General features: G+C 63.0%; 18 protein-coding genes. 12 read left to right on the top strand and 6 right to left on the bottom strand.

Features of this window, described 5'->3' with window-relative positions:
• Nucleotides 1-2 precede the first annotated feature (2 nt).
• The 4 genes from CVS48_RS03070 to yjgA form a co-directional block, all read right to left on the bottom strand.
• Complete coding sequence (locus CVS48_RS03070; RefSeq protein WP_100853204.1) at nucleotides 3-815, bottom strand: ABC transporter ATP-binding protein; 813 nt, start codon at nucleotides 813-815, stop codon at nucleotides 3-5.
• Nucleotides 815-1,831 carry an ABC transporter substrate-binding protein gene (locus tag CVS48_RS03065; RefSeq protein ID WP_100853203.1) on the bottom strand — a complete coding sequence of 339 codons (1,017 nt, stop codon included), beginning with the start codon at nucleotides 1,829-1,831 and terminating at the stop codon, nucleotides 815-817. The genes CVS48_RS03070 and CVS48_RS03065 overlap by 1 nt, the downstream gene beginning before the upstream one ends.
• A gap of 433 nt (nucleotides 1,832-2,264) precedes the next feature.
• The gene (locus tag CVS48_RS03060) at nucleotides 2,265-2,942 is read right to left on the bottom strand and encodes an alpha/beta hydrolase (protein WP_100853202.1); all 678 of its coding nucleotides are present in this window, start codon (nucleotides 2,940-2,942) and stop codon (nucleotides 2,265-2,267) included.
• Between the two features lie 32 nt (nucleotides 2,943-2,974).
• Nucleotides 2,975-3,526, bottom strand: coding sequence for a ribosome biogenesis factor YjgA (yjgA, locus tag CVS48_RS03055; RefSeq protein ID WP_050447125.1), 552 nt, complete (start codon nucleotides 3,524-3,526; stop codon nucleotides 2,975-2,977).
• A 58-nt stretch (nucleotides 3,527-3,584) separates the two neighbouring features.
• Here yjgA and pmbA point away from each other — a divergent pair, with 58 nt between their 5' ends.
• The 12 genes from pmbA to erpA all read left to right on the top strand — a co-directional run bounded on the left by pmbA (nucleotide 3,585) and on the right by erpA (nucleotide 14,946).
• The gene (gene pmbA / locus CVS48_RS03050) at nucleotides 3,585-4,949 is read left to right on the top strand and encodes a metalloprotease PmbA (RefSeq protein WP_100853201.1); all 1,365 of its coding nucleotides are present in this window, start codon (nucleotides 3,585-3,587) and stop codon (nucleotides 4,947-4,949) included.
• Between the two features lie 306 nt (nucleotides 4,950-5,255).
• Complete coding sequence (locus CVS48_RS03045) at nucleotides 5,256-6,350, top strand: TRAP transporter substrate-binding protein (RefSeq protein ID WP_100853200.1); 1,095 nt, start codon at nucleotides 5,256-5,258, stop codon at nucleotides 6,348-6,350.
• Between the two features lie 260 nt (nucleotides 6,351-6,610).
• Entirely contained in the window at nucleotides 6,611-7,765 is a 1,155-nt protein-coding gene (locus tag CVS48_RS03040) for an ABC transporter substrate-binding protein (protein WP_100853199.1), read from the top strand.
• Between the two features lie 172 nt (nucleotides 7,766-7,937).
• A complete protein-coding gene (locus CVS48_RS03035) occupies nucleotides 7,938-8,819 on the top strand; it encodes a branched-chain amino acid ABC transporter permease (protein WP_100853198.1) in 882 nt (293 codons plus the stop codon).
• A 3-nt stretch (nucleotides 8,820-8,822) separates the two neighbouring features.
• A complete protein-coding gene (locus tag CVS48_RS03030; RefSeq protein ID WP_100853197.1) occupies nucleotides 8,823-9,704 on the top strand; it encodes a branched-chain amino acid ABC transporter permease in 882 nt (293 codons plus the stop codon).
• A complete protein-coding gene (locus CVS48_RS03025; protein WP_100853196.1) occupies nucleotides 9,697-10,485 on the top strand; it encodes an ABC transporter ATP-binding protein in 789 nt (262 codons plus the stop codon). Before CVS48_RS03030 ends, CVS48_RS03025 begins: the two co-directional genes overlap by 8 nt.
• A gap of 55 nt (nucleotides 10,486-10,540) precedes the next feature.
• Complete coding sequence (locus CVS48_RS03020) at nucleotides 10,541-11,251, top strand: ABC transporter ATP-binding protein (protein ID WP_100853195.1); 711 nt, start codon at nucleotides 10,541-10,543, stop codon at nucleotides 11,249-11,251.
• 318 nt (nucleotides 11,252-11,569) lie between these two features.
• Nucleotides 11,570-11,998 carry a 50S ribosomal protein L13 gene (gene rplM / locus CVS48_RS03015; protein WP_006217309.1) on the top strand — a complete coding sequence of 143 codons (429 nt, stop codon included), beginning with the start codon at nucleotides 11,570-11,572 and terminating at the stop codon, nucleotides 11,996-11,998.
• Between the two features lie 9 nt (nucleotides 11,999-12,007).
• Nucleotides 12,008-12,400 (top strand): 30S ribosomal protein S9, encoded by a 393-nt coding sequence (gene rpsI, locus CVS48_RS03010; RefSeq protein ID WP_006217310.1) that lies wholly within the window; start codon nucleotides 12,008-12,010, stop codon nucleotides 12,398-12,400.
• A 221-nt stretch (nucleotides 12,401-12,621) separates the two neighbouring features.
• Nucleotides 12,622-13,686 carry an N-acetyl-gamma-glutamyl-phosphate reductase gene (gene argC / locus CVS48_RS03005; protein ID WP_100853194.1) on the top strand — a complete coding sequence of 355 codons (1,065 nt, stop codon included), beginning with the start codon at nucleotides 12,622-12,624 and terminating at the stop codon, nucleotides 13,684-13,686.
• 46 nt (nucleotides 13,687-13,732) lie between these two features.
• Complete coding sequence (locus tag CVS48_RS03000) at nucleotides 13,733-14,488, top strand: DUF6776 family protein (RefSeq protein ID WP_419191419.1); 756 nt, start codon at nucleotides 13,733-13,735, stop codon at nucleotides 14,486-14,488.
• 86 nt (nucleotides 14,489-14,574) lie between these two features.
• A complete protein-coding gene (gene erpA / locus CVS48_RS02995; protein ID WP_006217313.1) occupies nucleotides 14,575-14,946 on the top strand; it encodes an iron-sulfur cluster insertion protein ErpA in 372 nt (123 codons plus the stop codon).
• 114 nt (nucleotides 14,947-15,060) lie between these two features.
• Here erpA and CVS48_RS02990 read toward each other — a convergent pair whose 3' ends face one another.
• Entirely contained in the window at nucleotides 15,061-16,194 is a 1,134-nt protein-coding gene (locus CVS48_RS02990) for an anhydro-N-acetylmuramic acid kinase (RefSeq protein ID WP_279629468.1), read from the bottom strand.
• An 80-nt stretch (nucleotides 16,195-16,274) separates the two neighbouring features.
• Complete coding sequence (locus tag CVS48_RS02985) at nucleotides 16,275-17,684, bottom strand: M23 family metallopeptidase (RefSeq protein WP_100853192.1); 1,410 nt, start codon at nucleotides 17,682-17,684, stop codon at nucleotides 16,275-16,277.
• Between the last annotated feature and the right edge of the window lie 169 nt (nucleotides 17,685-17,853).

Below are 17,853 nucleotides of genomic sequence, written 5' to 3'. Positions count from 1 at the left end.
GGTCAACCCTCCACATGGACGTCCAACTCGTCCCATAGCTGTTTGAAATAGACGTTGAACTCGGGCCGCGATCGCGCCTGGAAGGGCGTGGGCCGCGCGCCGTCGCCGTAGTGGATGCGGTACTGGCTTTTCAGCCGACCGGGCCGGCGCGACAGCACGATGACGCGGTCGGTCATGGCAATGGCTTCGCCGATATCGTGCGTGACCAGCACCACGGTCTTGCCTTCGCGCCGCAGGATGTCCACGACTTCGTCCGAGATCGCCAGGCGCGTCTGCGAGTCCAGCGCCGAAAAGGGTTCGTCCAGCAGGATCACGTCAGGCTCGGTCACCAGCGTGCGCGCCAGCGCGGCGCGCTGGCGCATGCCGCCCGACAACTGCCGCGGTGTGTGCGACAGGAACGCGCCCAGCCCGCACTTTTCCAGCAGATGCACGGCCCGGGCTTCGCTGCGCGCATCGCGCCGGCCCTGGATCTCGGCGCCCAGCATCACGTTGTCCAGGATGGTGCGCCATTCGAAGAGATAGTCTTGCTGCAGCATGTAGCCAATGCGCGGGTTCGGCTTGGTCACGCCTTGGCCGTCGATCATCACCGCGCCGGATGTCGGCGGGATCAATCCCGCAATGAGCGACAGCAGGGTGCTTTTGCCGCAGCCGCTTTGGCCGATCAGGCTGACGAATTCGCCCGGCGCCAGCGAAAACGACACGTTCGATAGCGCCTCGGTTTCGCCTTCGGTCGTGAAGTACGACAGGCACACGTCGCGCACTTCGATCTTCGCCGTGGCGGTGGCGGGCTTCAGGTTGTGGACGGCGGCTCCCATCACTGCACCTTGTTGGCAAAGTCGGCCACCACCACGTCCTCGTATTTCACGCGGGCGGTGTCCTTCATCACGGCGCTGGCAATCAGCATGTCCTGAAGGCGATTCATGGCCTCGGCCGTGACCAGCGGCGTCGTCTTCCAGATCTGGTATTGCTTGTAGCGCTCGATGGCCTCGGTCACCGCGCCCTGGTCCATGCCCGGGAAGAACGTCATGATCTGCGGCGCCAGCGTGGCGGCCGGCGTGTCCTTCACGTATTTCTCGGCGCGCGCGACCACATTGGTCCAGGCCTGGATGACCTTGGGGTTGTCGCGTATGTATTTGTCGGTGGCGGTAAAGACGGTGTAGTCCACCTGGCCGACCTCATGGCCCACCGAGGCCACGATATAGCCCTTGCCGTTGCGGACCAGTTCGCCGGCCTCGGGTTCCAGGAAGATGCCGTATTCGCCCTGGCCTGCCATCCATGCGCCGGCACGGGCTGGGATGCCAATGTTGTTCAGCAGCTTCACGTCTTTCTGCGGGTCTACGCCATGCTTGCGCAAGGCGGCTTCCAGAAACACGATGGGGTTGGACCCGGGCCGAAAGCCAATGATTTCCTTGCCCTTGAGCATGGACCAGTCGAACTTTTCGATCGGCTTGCGCGCCAGCAGGAAGAAGCCATCGGTGGCGGTCAAGCCCGCGAAGATCCTCGGCTTGACCGGTGATTCGCTGTTCTGCACATAGATGGACGCCTCGGGCCCGATCAGCACGATGTCGGCGCTGCCGGACAAGAGCGCGGTCATGCCCTTGTCGGTGCCCTGCGAGGTTTTCATGGACACGTCCAGCCCGGCGTCCTTGAAATAGCCCTGCGACAGGGCCACGTATTTAGGCACGTACAGGATGGATCGCACGACCTCTTCGTAGCGAACCTTCACGGGGGGATTCAAGGCTTCGGCCTGAGCGGCCAAGGGGGCAAACAGCGGGGCGATCAGCGCGAGCAGCGCCGCGCCCGCCAGGCGAGGCAATGGCAAGGATTTCACGGGACTTTCTCCTGCGTCTTGTATGGCACGCCGAAACCCGGCGCAGCATGGCCAATGGGGTGGAATCGACAACAACAACAGGGAAGCCCGAACACTTGCTGCCCGGGCCGATAAGGCATGGATCGAATACTATATTCAATACAAGAGGGCGACAAGTATTTTGGGATTGGCGTTTTTCTCTATGGACGCGCGCCGTTCAGCCCAGGAGAATTTAGGGCTTGAATACTGCTTGGTATACAGAATGGAGTTTTGGCGAGATGATGGGTTTGCGCGCTGACAAGTAATGCCCGCGTGGCGACCTGGGCGCGCCACACCCATCCTACAAACGAAAGTCACGCCCCGTAGGATGGGTGAAGCGCGAAATCACGCGCAGCAGATCCCCGCCGCCAACCGCGCGCAACCCATCACACCTCCGCGACAGTCGACCCCAACATCACCCCAGCACGTCATTCAAAAACGCTGAAATGTCCCGCACTTCCTCGGCGCAAACCGAATGCGGCATCGGATACGTGTGCCAGCGCACGTCGTAACCCAAACGCTTCAATTCCGTCAGCGACGCCTCGGCGCGCGCCAGGGACACGACCGGGTCGTACTGCCCATGTGCCATGAAGATAGGCGTGGCGTTATTGGCGGCGTGGCGTTCTGCCTCGGCCGTGTCCACCAGCGGCAGATACCCCGACAGCGCCATCATCCCCGCCAGCTTCTCCGGCAGCCGCAACCCCGTATGCAAGGTCATGGCGCTGCCTTGCGAGAAGCCCGCCAGCACGATGTTCGACGTCGGAATACCCCGCGCATTCTCCCGGGCGATCAGCTTGTGCACGGCGGCTTCCGACGCGCGGATGCCCTTGGCGTCTTCCACGCGCACCAGGTCCATGACCAGGATGTCGTACCAGGAACGCATCGCCATGCCGTTGTTGATCGTCACGCGCTGGACCGGCGCGTTCGGGAACACGAAGCGCACCCCCAGGCCGGCGGGCAAGTCCAGTTCCGGCACGATGGGGGCGAAGTCGTTGCCATCGGCACCCAAGCCATGCAGCCAGATGACGGCGTGCGTGGGGTTGGGGGCGGTTTCGATCTCGATGCAATCAAGCAGGTCGGTAGGAGCGTTCATGGCGGCCGCGGGGAAATTTCAGGAAGGGGGAATCAGAGCGTCAGGGTCTTCAGAGCCTGGAACAACGCGCGATAGTGCTTCTTTTGCGGTTCCTGGCCTTGCAGCAGCGAGGCGTTGCCCAGCTTTTCCTTGCGTGCGGCGCGGATCAGCGTGCGCAGTTGCTGCGCATCGGCTTGCGGGTTTTTCGCCAGCAGCGTGGTCAGCGCGTCGTCGTCGTCCAGCAGACGGTCGCGCAGCCCTTCCAGGCGGTGCATGGCGGCGGTTTCCTCGCGCGAGCCGTTTTCCCAGACATCAAGCTGGGCGCGGATTTCGTCAGCGGGCGCGTCGCGCATCAGCTTGCCCACAAAGTGGACTTGGCGGCGTCGGCCTTCGCGCCCGGTCGTGCGCTGCGCTGTGCGGATCGCCTCATAGAGGCGTTCGGCCAGCGGCAATTGCTTGAGGCGGTCGGGGGACAGTTCGATCAGCTGCTTGCCCAGGTCCAGCAGGGCGTGCATTTCACGCTTGACCTGGGACTTGCTGGGACGGTCGTAGCCGTTCTCGTCGTAACCGTCGTCGACGGATTCTTCTTCAGTATGGGAATTCATGGAAAACTGCGCAATGACAGACTTGGCTATGATAACCGTCTCTGCAAATTGGACAGCAATGGTTAAATCCTCCTCATCCCTGCCGCTGGCGGCGAATCACGCGCGTTTTTCCGAACTCGTCGAACAAACCCTCGCCTACGCGCGCCAGATCGGCGCCTCGGACGCGGCGGCGGAAGTCTCGGAAAGCCTGGGGCTGTCGGTCTCGGTCCGCAAGAACGACATCGAGACCGTTGAGCAGACGCGCGATCGCTCGCTGGACCTGACGGTCTACGCCGGCCAGAGCCGCGGCTCCGCCTCGACCTCCGACTTTTCCGAAGCCGCCCTGCGCCAGACGGTCGAGGCCGCCTGGCACATCGCCCGCCACACCGCCGCCGATCCGGCCGCCGGCTTGCCCGACGCCGATCAACTGGCTACTGAATTCCCCAATCTGGATCTGCACCACGCCTGGACGGTTTCCACCGAGGAAGCCGCTGAACTGGCGTTGCGCGCCGAACGCGCCGCGCGCGATGTCGATCCGCGCATCACCAACACCGACGGCGCCACCGTGGGCACCTACGAAGGCCAGTTCGTGATGGGCAACAGCCGCGGCTTCCTGGGCGGCTACCCTTATTCGCGCCACAGCCTGTCCGTGGCCCCCATCGCCGGCCGTGGCAATGGCATGCAGCGCGACTACTGGTACACGTCCGAACGCGATCCCGCCAAGCTGGCGTCGCCCGAGTCCATCGGCCGCTATGCCGCCGAACGCACCTTGTCGCGCCTGTCGGCCCGCCGCATCCGCACCGGCAAGTTTCCGGTGCTGTTCGAGGCCCCGCTGGCGCTGGGCCTGGTGGGCGCGCTGACCCAAGCCGTCAATGGCGGGGCGCTGTACCGCAAGGCCAGCTTCCTGCTTGATGCGCTGGGCAAGCCCATCTTCCCCAAGCACATCAACCTGACCGAAGATCCGCACATCCCGGGCGCCATGGGCAGTTCGCCATTCGACGACGAAGGCGTGCGAACCCGCCGCCGCAACGTCGTGTCGGCCGGCGTGCTGGAAGGCTATTTCCTGTCCAGCTACACGGCGCGCAAGCTGGGCATGGCCACCACCGGCAACGCCGGCGGTTCGCACAACCTGGTGTTCAGCTCCACGCAGACCAAGCGCGGTGACGATTTCGAAGCCATGCTCAAGAAGATGGGCACGGGCTTTCTGGTCACCGAACTGATCGGGCAGGGCGTCAACTACGTCACGGGCGACTACTCGCGCGGCGCATTCGGCTACTGGGTGGAAAACGGCAAGATCCAGCACGCCGTCCAGGAAATCACCATCGCCGGCAATCTGGCCGACATGTTCCAGCAGATCGTGGCAGTGGGCGCGGACACCATTTCGCGCGGCACGAAGACCACGGGTTCGATTTTGATCGAGCAAATGGCGATTGCCGGAACCTGATTGATCGCGGCGTGACAGGCATGATGGGTTTGCGCGTTGCCCGGTTTCGTCCTTTTGGCGACCGTCTCGCGCTACACCCATCCTACAACCGTAGGATGGGTGTAGCGCGGCACCCCCTAAACCAAAACACAACCCGCCACCGCGCAAACCCATCAGCAACCTCCCGCGCAAACCCATCACCACCATCCCACCCAACCCACCACCAACAGCCCGGGAATTCCTCTACTCTCCCACCCCCCGCTCAGCGTGTAATATCCGGCGGGTATTGCTCGAAGTCCCTAGAAGCTGCTGGTCAGGAGCATCGCGATGCAACGACGTTCATTCTTGAAGCACGCAGGGCTTGGCGCCGTTGCAACGGGCGCCGCGGTCAGCACGCCCGCGTTCGCGCAAGACATGCCGTCGTTAAGTTGGCGCCTGGCGTCCGCCTTTCCCGCAGCGCTGGACTTGCGCATTGGCGCTGGCGAGCAATTCTGCAAATTCGTGTCGGAATCCACGGGCGGAAAATTCAATATCCGCCACTTCCCCGAAGGTGAGATCGTGCCGGCCGCCGACCTGCTCGAGGCCGTCTCCACCAACAAGGTGGAATGCGGGCACGGTTCTTCACGCGCCTTTTACGCAAAGAGTCCGGCATTCTGTTTTGACGCCGCCGTGCCGTTCGGACTGAACGCGCGTCAGATGAACGCCTGGATGAGCGAAGGCGACGGCCTGCGTCTCACGCGCGAACTATTCAAACCTGAAAAGATCATCAACTTCCCGCTGGGCAACACGGGCGCGCAGATGGACGGTTGGTACGCCAAGGAAATCAAGCGCCAGGCCGACCTGAAAGATCTGAAGATGCAGGTGGCTGGGCTTGCCGCCAATGTGCTGGCGCGCTTGGGCGTGGCGCCGCAACCCGCCAGCCAGGTCCCGCTGGCGGAAGCGTTCGAGAAAGAGGGCTTGCAGGCCATCGCGGGGGCAGGCGCCTATGACGATGCCAAGCTGGGGCTGAATAAAGTAGCTAAGTATTACTACGGACCCGGCTGGTCGGTTCCCGGTGAACAGTTGTCGCTCTATATCAATGACGAAGCCTGGAACAAGCTGCCCAAGCATTACCAGTCGGTGGTGCAGGCCGCTGCGCTGGCCACGCATGGGTCGCTGACGGCGCGCTACGACGCGCGCAACCCGGCGGCCGTCGCGCAATTGTCGGCAAGCGGCGCGCAAGTGCGCGCATTTCCGCGCTCCATCATGGACATGGCGTTTGAAGCCACCCAGCAGGTCTACCAGGATTTGTCCGCCAAAGACGCGCGGTTCAAGGCTATACACGACAGTTACATGGGCTTTCGCGACAGCGAGATGCCCTGGTTCCGTTTGACGGAAAACGCCTACGGCCAGTATGTGGCCGTGGCGCTTTCCGGCAGGTAGCAGGGAGGGTACCGACGGCCGAATGGCATTCGGTGCAAAGTAGGGTTTTTGCTAGCAATACCGCATTTTTTACAAAAAAATGGGCGGTTTTCGGGCTTTTCTCGAACCACATTCGAGTTTCGGCCTGATACAAAGGAGTAATATCGCGGGTCTTGACGCGCAACCATGGCGCCTTTAGGCGGCATATGACGTCAATCCGGCGGGACTACACCAGCCCGGATTACCAATATTCCGAGACAGACTTTAAGGTGGTATCAACCATGCAATCCAAGACCAAGAAGCTGCTGGCCGCGCTGATCGCCGCCGGTATCGTCCCGGCTGCGCACGCGGCTGACATCAAGCTGGGTGTGGCGGAAGCCCTGTCCGGCGGCGCCGCTCAGTACGGCGTGTCGATCCGCAACGGTTTCCAGCTTGCCGCTGACGAAATCAACGCCGCGGGCGGCATCAACGGCAACAAGCTGGTGCTGGTGGTTGAAGACGAACAAGGCAAGAAAGAAGAAGCCATCAACGTCTTCAAGAAACTGATCTTCAAAGACAACGTCCTGATGGTCTTCGGCCCGACGCTGTCGAACTCGGCCCAAGCCGCCGACCCGGTCGCCCAAGCGGCCAAGACGGTTGCCTTCGGCACGTCCAACACCGCTGACGGCATTACGTCGATCGGAAACTACGTGTTCCGCAACTCGGTCACCGAAGCCGACGTGCTGCCGGCGACGATTTCCACCGTCAAGGCAAAGACCGGCCTGAAGAACGTGGCCGTGCTTTACGGCAATGACGACGTCTTCACCAAGAGCGGCTACGACAACTTCAAGAAGGCCCTGGAAGACCAGAAGATTCCGGTCACCACGACCGAAACGTTCGCCAAGGGCGACGTGGACTTCAAGGCCCAGCTGACCAAGATCAAGGGCACCAACCCCGACGCCATCGTGCTGTCCGCACTGCTGGCCGAAGGCGCGCCCATCATGGTGCAGGCTCGCCAACTGGGCCTGAACGTGCCCGTCATCGGCGGCAACGGCATGAACTCGGTCAAGATTTTCGACCTGGCCCCTGGCGGCGCATCGAACAATCTGTGGATCGGCAGCCCGTGGTCCATCGAGAACAAGGCCCCCGAGAACGTCAAGTTCATCGACGCCTACAAGGCCAAGTTCAACGGTTCGCCCGACCAGTTCGCGGCGCAGTCGTATGACGCCCTGTACATCGTGGCCCAGGCCCTGAAAAACACCAAGATCACCGGTGAACTGGCCAAGGACCGCGCGGCCCTGCGCGACGCCTTGCCCGCCGTGACCTGGACCGGCGCCACCGGTCCGTTCAAGTTCCGCCAAGCCAAGGACCGCGCCGGCAAGCCCGCCGGCTATGATGCCGACCAACTGCCGATCGTCAGCGTGACCAAGGACGGCAAGTACGTCATCGAGAAGTAAGCGCTACGCATCCCCGCGCGGGGGGATGCGCCTTGCGGACCGCCGTCAGGCAGCCCGCAAGGCGCTTTTTATCGCAGGGCCGTCCCAATAAAAGCCATGCCGTCTTCGCGGGCGGCGTCAGGCCATGCAGTGGGCGCTGCATGGGGCCCTCATAGATCTGGAAAGTCCCATCATGTTCGAACAACAATTCGTCAATGCCTTGTCGCTGGGCTGTGTGTATGCACTGTTCGCGCTGGGCTTCACGCTGATCTTCGGCGTGCTCGGGGTGATCAACCTGGCGCACGGCGCCGTCTTCATGGTTGGCGCCTACGCGGCACTGTTCGTGGTCCAGCAATTCGGCCTGCCCCTGTGGGCGGCGCTGATGGCCGCGTTCTTCGTGGCAGGCTTCACCGGGGTCATCATCGACTACCTGGTGCTCAAGCCGCTGCGCAAGCGCAACGCGCCGCACTTGATCCCCATGATCGCCACCATCGGCGTGGGCATCATCCTGAATAACGGCGCCCAGAGCATCTTCGGCGCCAGCAACCTGCGCTTCCCGCACGGCACCGTGCCCGAAGAAGTGATCGAAGTCGCGGGCCTGCACCTGACCGTCATCGAACTGGGCATCATCTTCCTGTCGTTCGCGCTGATGGCCGTGCTGATGTACGTCATGCGCCGCACGCAGTTCGGCCGCGCGCTGCGCGCCATTGCCGAATCGCCCAAGGCCGCCTGGCTGCTGGGCATCAACGTTGAAAAGCTGTTCGTCACGACCTCGTTCGCCGCTGCCGCCCTGGGTGGCGTGGCCGGCGTGCTGATCGGCCTGTACTCGAACGCGCTGTTCCCGCTGATGGGCCAGCCGATGCTGCACAAGGGCATCGCGGTCATCATCCTGGGCGGCATGGGCGACATACGCGGCGCCATGCTGGGCGGTCTGTTCCTGGGATTCGCCGAGGTGCTGTCGGTGGCCTATATCGGCTCCACCATGCGCGACGCGGTGGCTTTCGGCCTGCTGTTCCTGATCCTGCTGGTGCGCCCGCAAGGTCTGTTCGGCAAAGTGGTTCAACGCAAGGCTTAAAGAATGAGCGGATTCGAAAACTTCTGGGCCATCTACGGCAACCTGGTGCTCACGCTGGGCACCAACGCGTTGCTGGCCCTCTCCATCTGGCTGACCCTGGCCTGCGGCATGTTGGCCATGGCCAACGCCGCCTTCATGGGCATCGGGGCGTATACCGCCGCGCTGCTCACCATGAACTATGACGCCCCGTTCACTGTTGCGCTTGCCGGGGGCATGGCCGCGCCCGCGTTGGTGGCGGCGTTGATCGGCTTGCCGACCTTGCGATTGTCAGGGGTCTATCTGGCCATGGCCACGCTGGGCTTCGGCGAAGTGGTGCGCGTCACCATCCTGAACACCGATTCCATCACCGGCGGCGCGCTGGGCCTGAACGGCATTCCGCAACTGACGCAGTGGTGGCATGTGGTGCTGGCGGTGGTCATCGTCCTGTTCGTGCTGTGGCGCGTTCGCGCTTCCAAGATCGGACGCTCGTTCGACGCCATCCGTGGCGACGAAACGGCGGCCGGCTTGATGGGCATCGACGTGCGCGCCAACAAGATGCTGGCGTTCGTGGCCGGCGCGATGATCGCGGGCCTGGCCGGCGCCTTGAACGCGCACCTGACCTTCTTCATCGGCCCCAATGAATACGGCTTTGACCGTGGTGTTGAAATCCTGACCATGGCCATCCTGGGCGGCATCGGCGGCTTGGCCGGTCCCGTGCTGGGCAGCTTCATCATTACCGTGCTGCCGGAATTGCTGCGCGGTTTTGCGGATCTGCGCCTGGTCGCCAACGGAGTGATTCTGGTGGTGATTGTGTTGTTCCTGCCGCAAGGCATCTGGGATCCGGCGCGCTTCAAGCGCTGGATGCGTCACGGCCAGGGTGGCCAGGGAGGCAAGCGCCATGCTTGAGCTTTCCTCCGTCTCCAAGAGCTTCGGCGGCCTGCATGTGCTGCACGACGTCAGTCTGTCCGTGCCCGAAGGCTCCATCTTCGGCTTGATCGGCCCCAACGGCGCCGGCAAGACCACGGTATTCAACCTGATCACCGGCCTGTTGCCGCCCAGCGGCGGCACCATCACGTTCCAGGGCCAAAGCGTACTGGCCAAGAAGCCGCACAGCATCACGCGCATGGGCATTGCCCGTACGTTCCAGAACATTCGTCTCTTCAAAGAGATGACGCTGCTGGAGAACGTGGTGGTCGGCGCCTACCGGCACATGAACTACGGCTTCCCCAGCCTGCTGCTGGGCCTGCCGGGCTATCGCGAGCACGAAAAGCGCGCCCGCGAACGCGCGCATGAACTGCTGACGTGGATGCGCCTGGATCACAAGGCCAATGATCTGGCCGACAACCTGTCTTACGGCGAACAGCGCCGCCTGGAGCTGGCGCGCGCGCTGGCCACCGAGCCCAAGCTGCTGTTGCTGGATGAGCCGGTTGCGGGCATGAACACCAACGAACGCGCCGAACTCATGCGCGAGATCCTCGCCATTCGTGATCGCGGCTACACCATCCTGATGATCGAGCACGACATGCGCTTTGTCATGGGCTTGTGCGAGCGCATCGCGGTGTTGAACTTCGGCAAGATCATCGCTTGCGGCGGCCCTGACGAAATTCGCAACAACGAGCAGGTCATCGAGGCCTATCTGGGCCGCGAAGACGACGAAGACACCGAACAAGTGGAGGCCGCCAAATGAGTCGCCGGGCCGCTCCCAAGACGAATACCGTAGCGCGTTGCGCGGAGGTTGCACAATGAGCGCGATGCTTGAAGTCCGCGGGCTCGAGGTCAACTACGGCCATATCGAAGCCGTCCGCGGCATCGATCTGGACCTGAACGCCAACGAGATCACCGCCCTGGTCGGCGCCAATGGCGCCGGCAAGTCGACCACGCTGCTGGCGCTGTCGGGCCTGTTGCCCAAGGCGCGCGGCCGCGTCCTGTTCGAAGGCGAAGACATCACCAACCTGGCGCCCCATCAACTGGTGGCGCGCGGCATCGTGCAGGTGCCTGAGGGCCGGGCCATCCTGACCACCATGACGGTGCAGGAAAACCTGGAACTGGGCGCCTACCGCCGGGGCCTGAAGAACGTGGGTCCCGACCTGGAATACGTGTTCAACCTGTTTCCGCGCCTGAAGGAACGGATCACGGGTATCGCTGGCAACCTGTCGGGCGGCGAACAACAGATGCTGGCCATCGGCCGGGCCTTGATGGCCAAGCCGCGCCTGCTGCTGCTGGACGAACCGTCGATGGGGCTGGCGCCGATCGTCGTGCAGGAAATCTTCCGTTCGCTGCGCGCCATCAACGCCGATGGCCTGACCCTGTTCCTGGTGGAGCAGAACGTGCGCCAGGCGCTGAAGATTGCCCAAAGCGGCTATGTGCTGGAAAACGGCGCGATGGCGCTGACGGGCACGGGCCGCGAATTGCTGGGCCATCCGCGGGTGCTGGAAGCGTATCTGGGCGCCTGACCGCGCCTCGCGTTTCGGGGTTTTGTCCCCGGATTTGCATGTGCGCTGGCTGCAACGTTGCTTGCGGCCAGCCGCTGCCTGAGTTCTTTTCGCTTGCCCAATCTTTGAGCAGCCGTGTTAGAATTTCAGGCTTTCCCTCATTTTGACCATTGCACGGGCGGGTAATAACGCTTAGGCGGGACGTCGATAAAGGCAAAACCAAAGACAAAAACCCGAACCAAAATTCGTGGTTTCAGTTCATCAGGTTTTGCCCAGTTGGGGAAAGAACACTGGCTAGACGTTCTAGCCAGCAAGAACTTTTTATTCTTAGGAACCATCATGAAGACCTTTGTGGCCAAGCCGCATGAAGTCCAACGTGACTGGTTTGTGATCGACGCCAAGGGCAAAGTCCTCGGTCGTGTGGCCAGCGAAGTCGCACGTCGTCTGCGTGGCAAGCACAAACCTGAATTCACGCCGCACGTTGATACTGGCGATTACATCGTCATCATCAACGCTTCCGATATCGTCGTTACCGGTACCAAGGCGAAGGACAAGAAGTACTTCCGCCACACCACGTACCCGGGCGGTATCCGCGAAACGAACTTCGAGAAAATGCAAGAGCGTTTTCCCGGTCGCGCCATTCAGAAGGCCGTCAAGGGCATGCTGCCCAAGGGTCCTCTGGGCTACGCCATGATCAAGAAGCTGAAGGTCTATGCTGGTGCCGAGCACCCGCACACCGCCCAGCAGCCCAAGACGCTGGATATCTAAGGAAACGCCATGATCGGTAACTGGAATTACGGAACCGGCCGTCGCAAAACTTCGGTGGCTCGCGTTTTCATCAAGAAGGGCACGGGTAAGATCGTTGTCAACGGCAAGCCCGTTGACGATTTCTTCGCCCGCGAAACTGGTCGCATGATCGTGCGCCAACCGCTGGAACTGACCGGCCACCTGGAATCGTTCGACATCAAAGTCAACGTCCACGGCGGCGGTGAAACCGGCCAGGCTGGCGCAGTCCGTCACGGCATCACGCGTGCCCTGATCGACTACGACGCGACCCTGAAGCCCGCACTGTCGCAAGCTGGCTTTGTGACCCGCGATGCCCGTGAAGTCGAACGTAAGAAGGTCGGCTTCCGCAAGGCACGTCGTCGCAAGCAGTTCAGCAAGCGTTAATGTTGCTGCAAAAAACCCGCTTCGGCGGGTTTTTTGTTTTTGGGCGGTGATGATGGCAGGGTGTCGGATTCGCCCCGTCCGCCTTCGGCAACGCGGAACTCCGCCCCACCTTTTCCGGTCGGATGAATCCAGATCGCCCATCGCGATGCTCGCGTCGGCGCAACCCTGTATTCTCCGGGCGATACAATCTGTTTTCGTCCTACGAAGAGTTCATACCTATCATGGCCCAAGCATCGAATACCCGTATCAAGGTTGGTATTGTCGGCGGCACCGGTTATACCGGCGTCGAGCTGTTGCGCTTGCTGTCGCAGCATCCCAATGTGGAATTGACCGCCATCACGTCCCGCAAGGAAGACGGGTTGCCGGTTGCTGATATGTACCCGAACCTGCGAGGCCGCGTGAACCTGGCCTTCTCCGCGCCGGAAAAAGCGTCGCTGACTGACTGCGACGTGGTGTTCTTTGCCACGCCTCATGGCGTCGCCATGGCGCAAGCCCAGGAACTGATTGCCGCGGGCACCCGCGTCATCGACCTGGCCGCTGATTTCCGCCTGCAAGACATCCCCACGTTCGAACGCTGGTACAAGATTCCCCACACGTGCCCCGACATCCTGGCTGAATCCCAGTATGGCTTGGTGGAACTGAACCGCGACGCCATCGCCAAGGCCCGTGTCATCGGCAACCCCGGTTGCTACCCGACCACGGTGCTGTTGGGCCTGGCCCCGCTGCTGGAAGGCGGCAAGTCGTTGGTGGATGCGCAAACGCTGATCGCCGATTGCAAATCCGGCGTGTCGGGTGCGGGCCGCAAGGCGGAAGTGGGCTCCCTGTTCTCGGAAGCGTCCGACAATTTCAAGGCTTATGGCGTGTCCGGCCATCGGCATCATCCGGAAATCGTTGCCCAGTTGGAGAAGATCGCCGGGGGCAAGGTTGGGCTGACGTTCGTGCCGCACCTGGTGCCGATGATCCGTGGCATGTTCTCCACCCTGTACGCCCGCATCCTGCCCGAGGCCCGCGACACAGACTTCCAGGCGCTGTTTGAAGCGCGCTACGCCAATGAGCCGTTCGTTGACGTCATGCCCGCAGGCAGCCTGCCCGAAACCCGTTCGGTGCGCGCGTCCAACAACCTGCGGATTGCGCTCAGCCGACCGGGCAATGGTGACCAATTGATCGTCATGGTCGTCCAGGACAACCTGGTCAAGGGCGCCGCTGGCCAAGCGGTGCAGAACATGAATTTGATGTTCGGCGTTGCGGAGTCCACGGGTCTGGACCAGGTGGCCATTCTGCCTTGAGGCTTTGCACGGGCTGGCGGCGTGTGTCGCCGGCCCCGCTCGCTTTATGCCAGTCGACTCCACACCCCCCGGCCCGCAACCTCGCTCCGCGAGGGGGTTGCTGCGCGCGATTGCGGGGCTGCTGATAGGCGTATTGGTAGGTGGCGCCGCCGGCTATGGCTACGCGCAGTGGCAAGCACGGCCACAAGACGCGGTAGTCATCAGCAGGCAACAGGTTGAAGAGCAGGCCGAAGCCATGCGCCAGCAGGGCGCGCAGTTGCGTTACACCCAAGGCCAGTTGGATACGGCGGACGGCGAACTCGTCATCGAGCGCGCGGCACGCCAAGAGCTTGAAACCCAGCTACGCACCGCCCAGGCTGAGGTCGGTCGGGTGCGCGACCAACTGGCGTTCTACGAGCAGCTCTTGCCCGCCGGGCCGGAAGGGTCCGTGGATATACGAGGGGTGCAGATCGACCGTGAAGGCGGTGGTTTGCGCTACAAAGTGCTGCTGATGCGCAGCGGCCGCAATGGCGGCGCTTCTTTCGCGGGCGCGCTGCGGTTCCAGGCCACGGGTGTGCTCAAGGGCGAGACCGTCACGGTGGAACTTGCCCCCATGCAGGTCAAGGCCGAAACCGGCCCGGTATCGGCCTCGGCCGCCGCCGAGTCGACGTCAGCAGCGTTGCTGGCCTTGCAATTTGATCAGTACCAACGCAGCCAGGGCATCCTGGCGATCCCCGAGGGATTTGTCCCCGAAAGCGTGACCGTCAGCGTCCTGGAAGGCGAAACCGTCCGCGCCACGCGAAGTGTCAAACTCGAACTTTGAGTCTAGTCAAGCCCTGCGCTATAGTGACACCATGCGAGCGCCGTTGCCGCTCACCGAAATATGGCCGATCCGGCCAGGAGTGAACCATGAATGCAGTAACCGAAACCGTCGATCTTCAGGCCGCCCCGCCTGTGCCCTTGGTATTTACCGACTCGGCTGCCGCCAAAGTGAAGGATTTGCTGGCGGAAGAAGGCAACCCCGACCTGAAGCTGCGCGTCTTCGTCCAAGGTGGCGGCTGTTCGGGCTTTCAATACGGCTTCACGTTTGATGAAGTTGTGAACGAAGACGACACCGTGCTGGACAAGGCTGGCGTTCAACTGCTGGTTGACCCGATGAGCTTCCAATATCTGGTCGGTGCTGAGATCGACTACAAGGAAGACCTGGAAGGCGCCCAGTTCGTCATCCGCAACCCCAACGCCAGCACCACCTGCGGCTGCGGTTCCTCGTTCTCGGTCTAACCGCCCTGGCAGGAAAGTAAAAGCCCTTCGGCATGCCGAAGGGCTTTTTGCATGGGGTGACGGAATACGCGTACGCGATGCGCGCATAGGGCGCTCAGGGCGCCCCGGGTGTTGCTATGCCGGATACAGCGCACCCAGAATCCGCGGGCCGCGAGCCCCCGTCACCGCCGGCTGCCCGGCGGGCTTGCGTTGGACGAAGGCCTGCGCCAGCCATGCGAACGCCAGCGCCTCCACTTGCTGCGCCGGCACGCCGAGCACGTCGGTCGGGTGCACGGGTCGCTGCAGGCAATACGCCAGTTCCTGCATAAGGCCGGCGTTGCGGGCGCCACCTCCGCAGACGAAAACTTCCTGCGTGTGCGCGGCGGCCGCGTCGATGGCGTTGGCAACGGTTCGGGCCGTAAGGCGCTGCAACGTGGCCTGCACGTCCTGGGGCGCCGGCGTGGGGCCGTCAAAGGCCGCCAGACGGTCATCCAGCCATTGCAGGTTGAACAGGTCGCGTCCGGTGGATTTGGGCGCCGGCAGGGCGAACCAGGGCTCGCTGGCGATCAACTGTTCAAGCAAGGGGGCGATGACCTTGCCCGTCGCGGCCCAGCGGCCATCAGCGTCATAGGGCAGCCCCAGATGCCGTTGGCACCACGCATCCAGAAAGACATTGGCAGGCCCCGTATCGAAGCCTCTTACGGGCTGGTCGGGCGCGAGCAGCGTGACGTTGGCGATGCCGCCCAGATTCAGGACGGCGCGGCCTTGCGGCGCGCCGAAGATTGCGGCGTGAAAGGGCGGAACCAGTGGCGCGCCCTGGCCGCCCGCCGCCACGTCGCGGCTGCGGAAATCCGCCACCACGTCGATGCCGCTCAGTTCTGCGAGCAGCGCGGGCGCGTTGAGTTGCACGGTGTAGCCGCTGTCCGGACGGTGCCTGACGGTCTGGCCGTGGGCGCCAATGGCGGTCACATCGCGGGCATGCAGCCCCGCGTCTTGCAGCAAGCCGGTCACGGCTTGGGCATACAGCCTGGCCAGTGCATTGGCGGCAAGGCTGGCGCGCGCCAGTTCGTCGTCGCCAGACCGGTTCAACGCCAAGAGCTCGCGCCGCAGGTTTTCCGGCATGGGCAGGCTGGCGCTGGACAGCACCTGCGGTGCTTGGGTGTCGCCCAAGCGCACCAGCACGCCGTCCACGCCATCCACGCTGGTGCCGGACATCAAGCCGATATAGAGTGCCGTGCTGGCGGGCAATACAGGTACGGTGGAACTCACGAGCGCCTCGAAGAAAGAAAAAAGGCGGCCGGCAGAGTGTGCACGGGCCGCCTTTCGGGACGTTTGCTGTGGCGCGCCGTCTAGCGGCTGGCCACGTTGGTCAGTGCGTCGGGCAGCGTCTGCTGGAACTGCGTCAGCAGTTGGATCTGTTGCTTGTACGGCGCCACGGCCTGGTTGAACGCGCGGGCTTCCGCCGGTTCCAGGGCGCGGGCAACAGGCAGGTCGACCGACAGGGGATCGATGGGCACATTGTTGACGCGGAACTCGTAATGCAGGTGCGGGCCGGTGGCCCAGCCCGTGGATCCCACATAGCCCAACAACTGGCCTTGCGAGATCTTGGAACCCTTGGTGATGCCGGCGGCGATGCGGCTCTGGTGAGCGTACAGCGTCGAATACTGGCCGTGATGCTTCACGATGACCACGTTGCCGTAGCCGTTCTGCCAGCCCGAGAACTCAACCGTGCCGTCGGCCGTGGCGTGAATCGGCGTGCCCGAAGGCGCGGCGTAGTCCACGCCCTTGTGGCCCGTCCAGGTTTTGTGGATCGGGTGCATGCGCATGCCGAACGTGGAGCTGATGCGGCTGAACTTCAGCGCGGTGCGCAGGAAGGCCCCGCGCAGGCTGGTGCCGTCAAAGTCGTAATACGAGCCCGACTTTTCGTCCGGGCTGAACCACACGGCGTTATAGGTCTTGCCGCCGTTGATGAATTCCAGGGCCAGAACGCGGCCCGCGCCGGCGTAGCGGCCGTCGTGCGAACGGACTTCATACACCACGCGGAATTGGTCGCCTTGGCGCAGGTCGCGCAGGAAGTCGATCTTGGCGCTGAGAATGTCGGCCATCTGCATGGTGACCGAATCCGGGATGCCGGCGCCGTCAGTGGCGCCGAAGAGCGACGACTTGATCGTGCCCACGGCCACCCGGGTTTGGCGGTCGGTGCTTTCGGTGACTTCCTCGGCCTTGTAGCTATCGCCCGACGGGGCAACATGCAGCATGCGCGTCACGACCTGGCCGTCAGACTCGTTGCCGGGCGTGTGGATGTAACGCAGCCAGACCAGATTGCCCTGTTCGTCCGTGGCGGCCTGTACCGAGCGCCCCGGATAAAGCTTGTAGATGCTGCGGGCGCTGGCGTCGTGCGTCAGGAAGCTTTGCAGGTTGGGCGCGTCCAGCTCCAGCCGTTGCAGCACCGCCGAGAGCGTGTCGCCAGGGCGGATGCGCGTTTCGCTGATGTACGGGGCGGCGCTCGGCGTGCTGACTTCGACTTGCTCGGCGGTCAGCGGCAGAATGCTCTGGATAATGCGGGACGGGGGGAGTTCGGAGCGGTCGGGTTGCTGCACCATGCCCAAGGCGGCGGCGCCGGCAAACAAACCAATTGCGGTGACGAGAAGAGTGCGGCGGAAAAGTCCCGAGCGATGGGGCTTGGGCTCAACGGGCGCAAACAGGGCAGCAACTTTGCGCTTGATGCTACTCGCCAGTTCGTGGAGGCCACGATTCATCGTGAAGTAACCCTCTCAGGTGGCTGGGCTCGCAGGGTGCGTAACACGATCGGCCCCCGCGCGCCCGATATCCGGGGCAAGGGCTGGCGCTAGGCGCATCTTGTGAACAACGGGTGGTAGGCTGAACCGCAACTGCGTATAGATGGCAGTTGCGTATGATTGGGCGGTA

The organism is Achromobacter spanius, from assembly GCF_002812705.1.
GTDB lineage: Bacteria > Pseudomonadota > Gammaproteobacteria > Burkholderiales > Burkholderiaceae_B > Achromobacter > Achromobacter spanius.
The sequence above is the reverse complement of the archived record's forward strand: the minus strand, read 5'-3'. Positions and strand labels throughout refer to the sequence as shown.

Bases quoted from the DNA above. Each gene is read 5' to 3' on its own strand.
- pmbA (WP_100853201.1), top strand. From the start codon at position 3,585: ATGGTTAAATCCTCCTCATCCCTGCCGCTGGCGGCGAATCACGCGCGT.
- CVS48_RS03020 (WP_100853195.1), top strand. From the start codon at position 10,541: ATGAGCGCGATGCTTGAAGTCCGCGGGCTCGAGGTCAACTACGGCCAT.
- CVS48_RS02985 (WP_100853192.1), bottom strand. From the start codon at position 17,684: ATGAATCGTGGCCTCCACGAACTGGCGAGTAGCATCAAGCGCAAAGTT.
- rpsI (WP_006217310.1), top strand. From the start codon at position 12,008: ATGATCGGTAACTGGAATTACGGAACCGGCCGTCGCAAAACTTCGGTG.
- erpA (WP_006217313.1), top strand. From the start codon at position 14,575: ATGAATGCAGTAACCGAAACCGTCGATCTTCAGGCCGCCCCGCCTGTG.
- CVS48_RS03045 (WP_100853200.1), top strand. From the start codon at position 5,256: ATGCAACGACGTTCATTCTTGAAGCACGCAGGGCTTGGCGCCGTTGCA.
- CVS48_RS03025 (WP_100853196.1), top strand. From the start codon at position 9,697: ATGCTTGAGCTTTCCTCCGTCTCCAAGAGCTTCGGCGGCCTGCATGTG.
- CVS48_RS03070 (WP_100853204.1), bottom strand. From the start codon at position 815: ATGGGAGCCGCCGTCCACAACCTGAAGCCCGCCACCGCCACGGCGAAG.
- argC (WP_100853194.1), top strand. From the start codon at position 12,622: ATGGCCCAAGCATCGAATACCCGTATCAAGGTTGGTATTGTCGGCGGC.
- rplM (WP_006217309.1), top strand. From the start codon at position 11,570: ATGAAGACCTTTGTGGCCAAGCCGCATGAAGTCCAACGTGACTGGTTT.
- yjgA (WP_050447125.1), bottom strand. From the start codon at position 3,526: ATGAATTCCCATACTGAAGAAGAATCCGTCGACGACGGTTACGACGAG.
- CVS48_RS03040 (WP_100853199.1), top strand. From the start codon at position 6,611: ATGCAATCCAAGACCAAGAAGCTGCTGGCCGCGCTGATCGCCGCCGGT.
- CVS48_RS03035 (WP_100853198.1), top strand. From the start codon at position 7,938: ATGTTCGAACAACAATTCGTCAATGCCTTGTCGCTGGGCTGTGTGTAT.
- CVS48_RS03060 (WP_100853202.1), bottom strand. From the start codon at position 2,942: ATGAACGCTCCTACCGACCTGCTTGATTGCATCGAGATCGAAACCGCC.
- CVS48_RS03000 (WP_419191419.1), top strand. From the start codon at position 13,733: ATGCCAGTCGACTCCACACCCCCCGGCCCGCAACCTCGCTCCGCGAGG.
- CVS48_RS03030 (WP_100853197.1), top strand. From the start codon at position 8,823: ATGAGCGGATTCGAAAACTTCTGGGCCATCTACGGCAACCTGGTGCTC.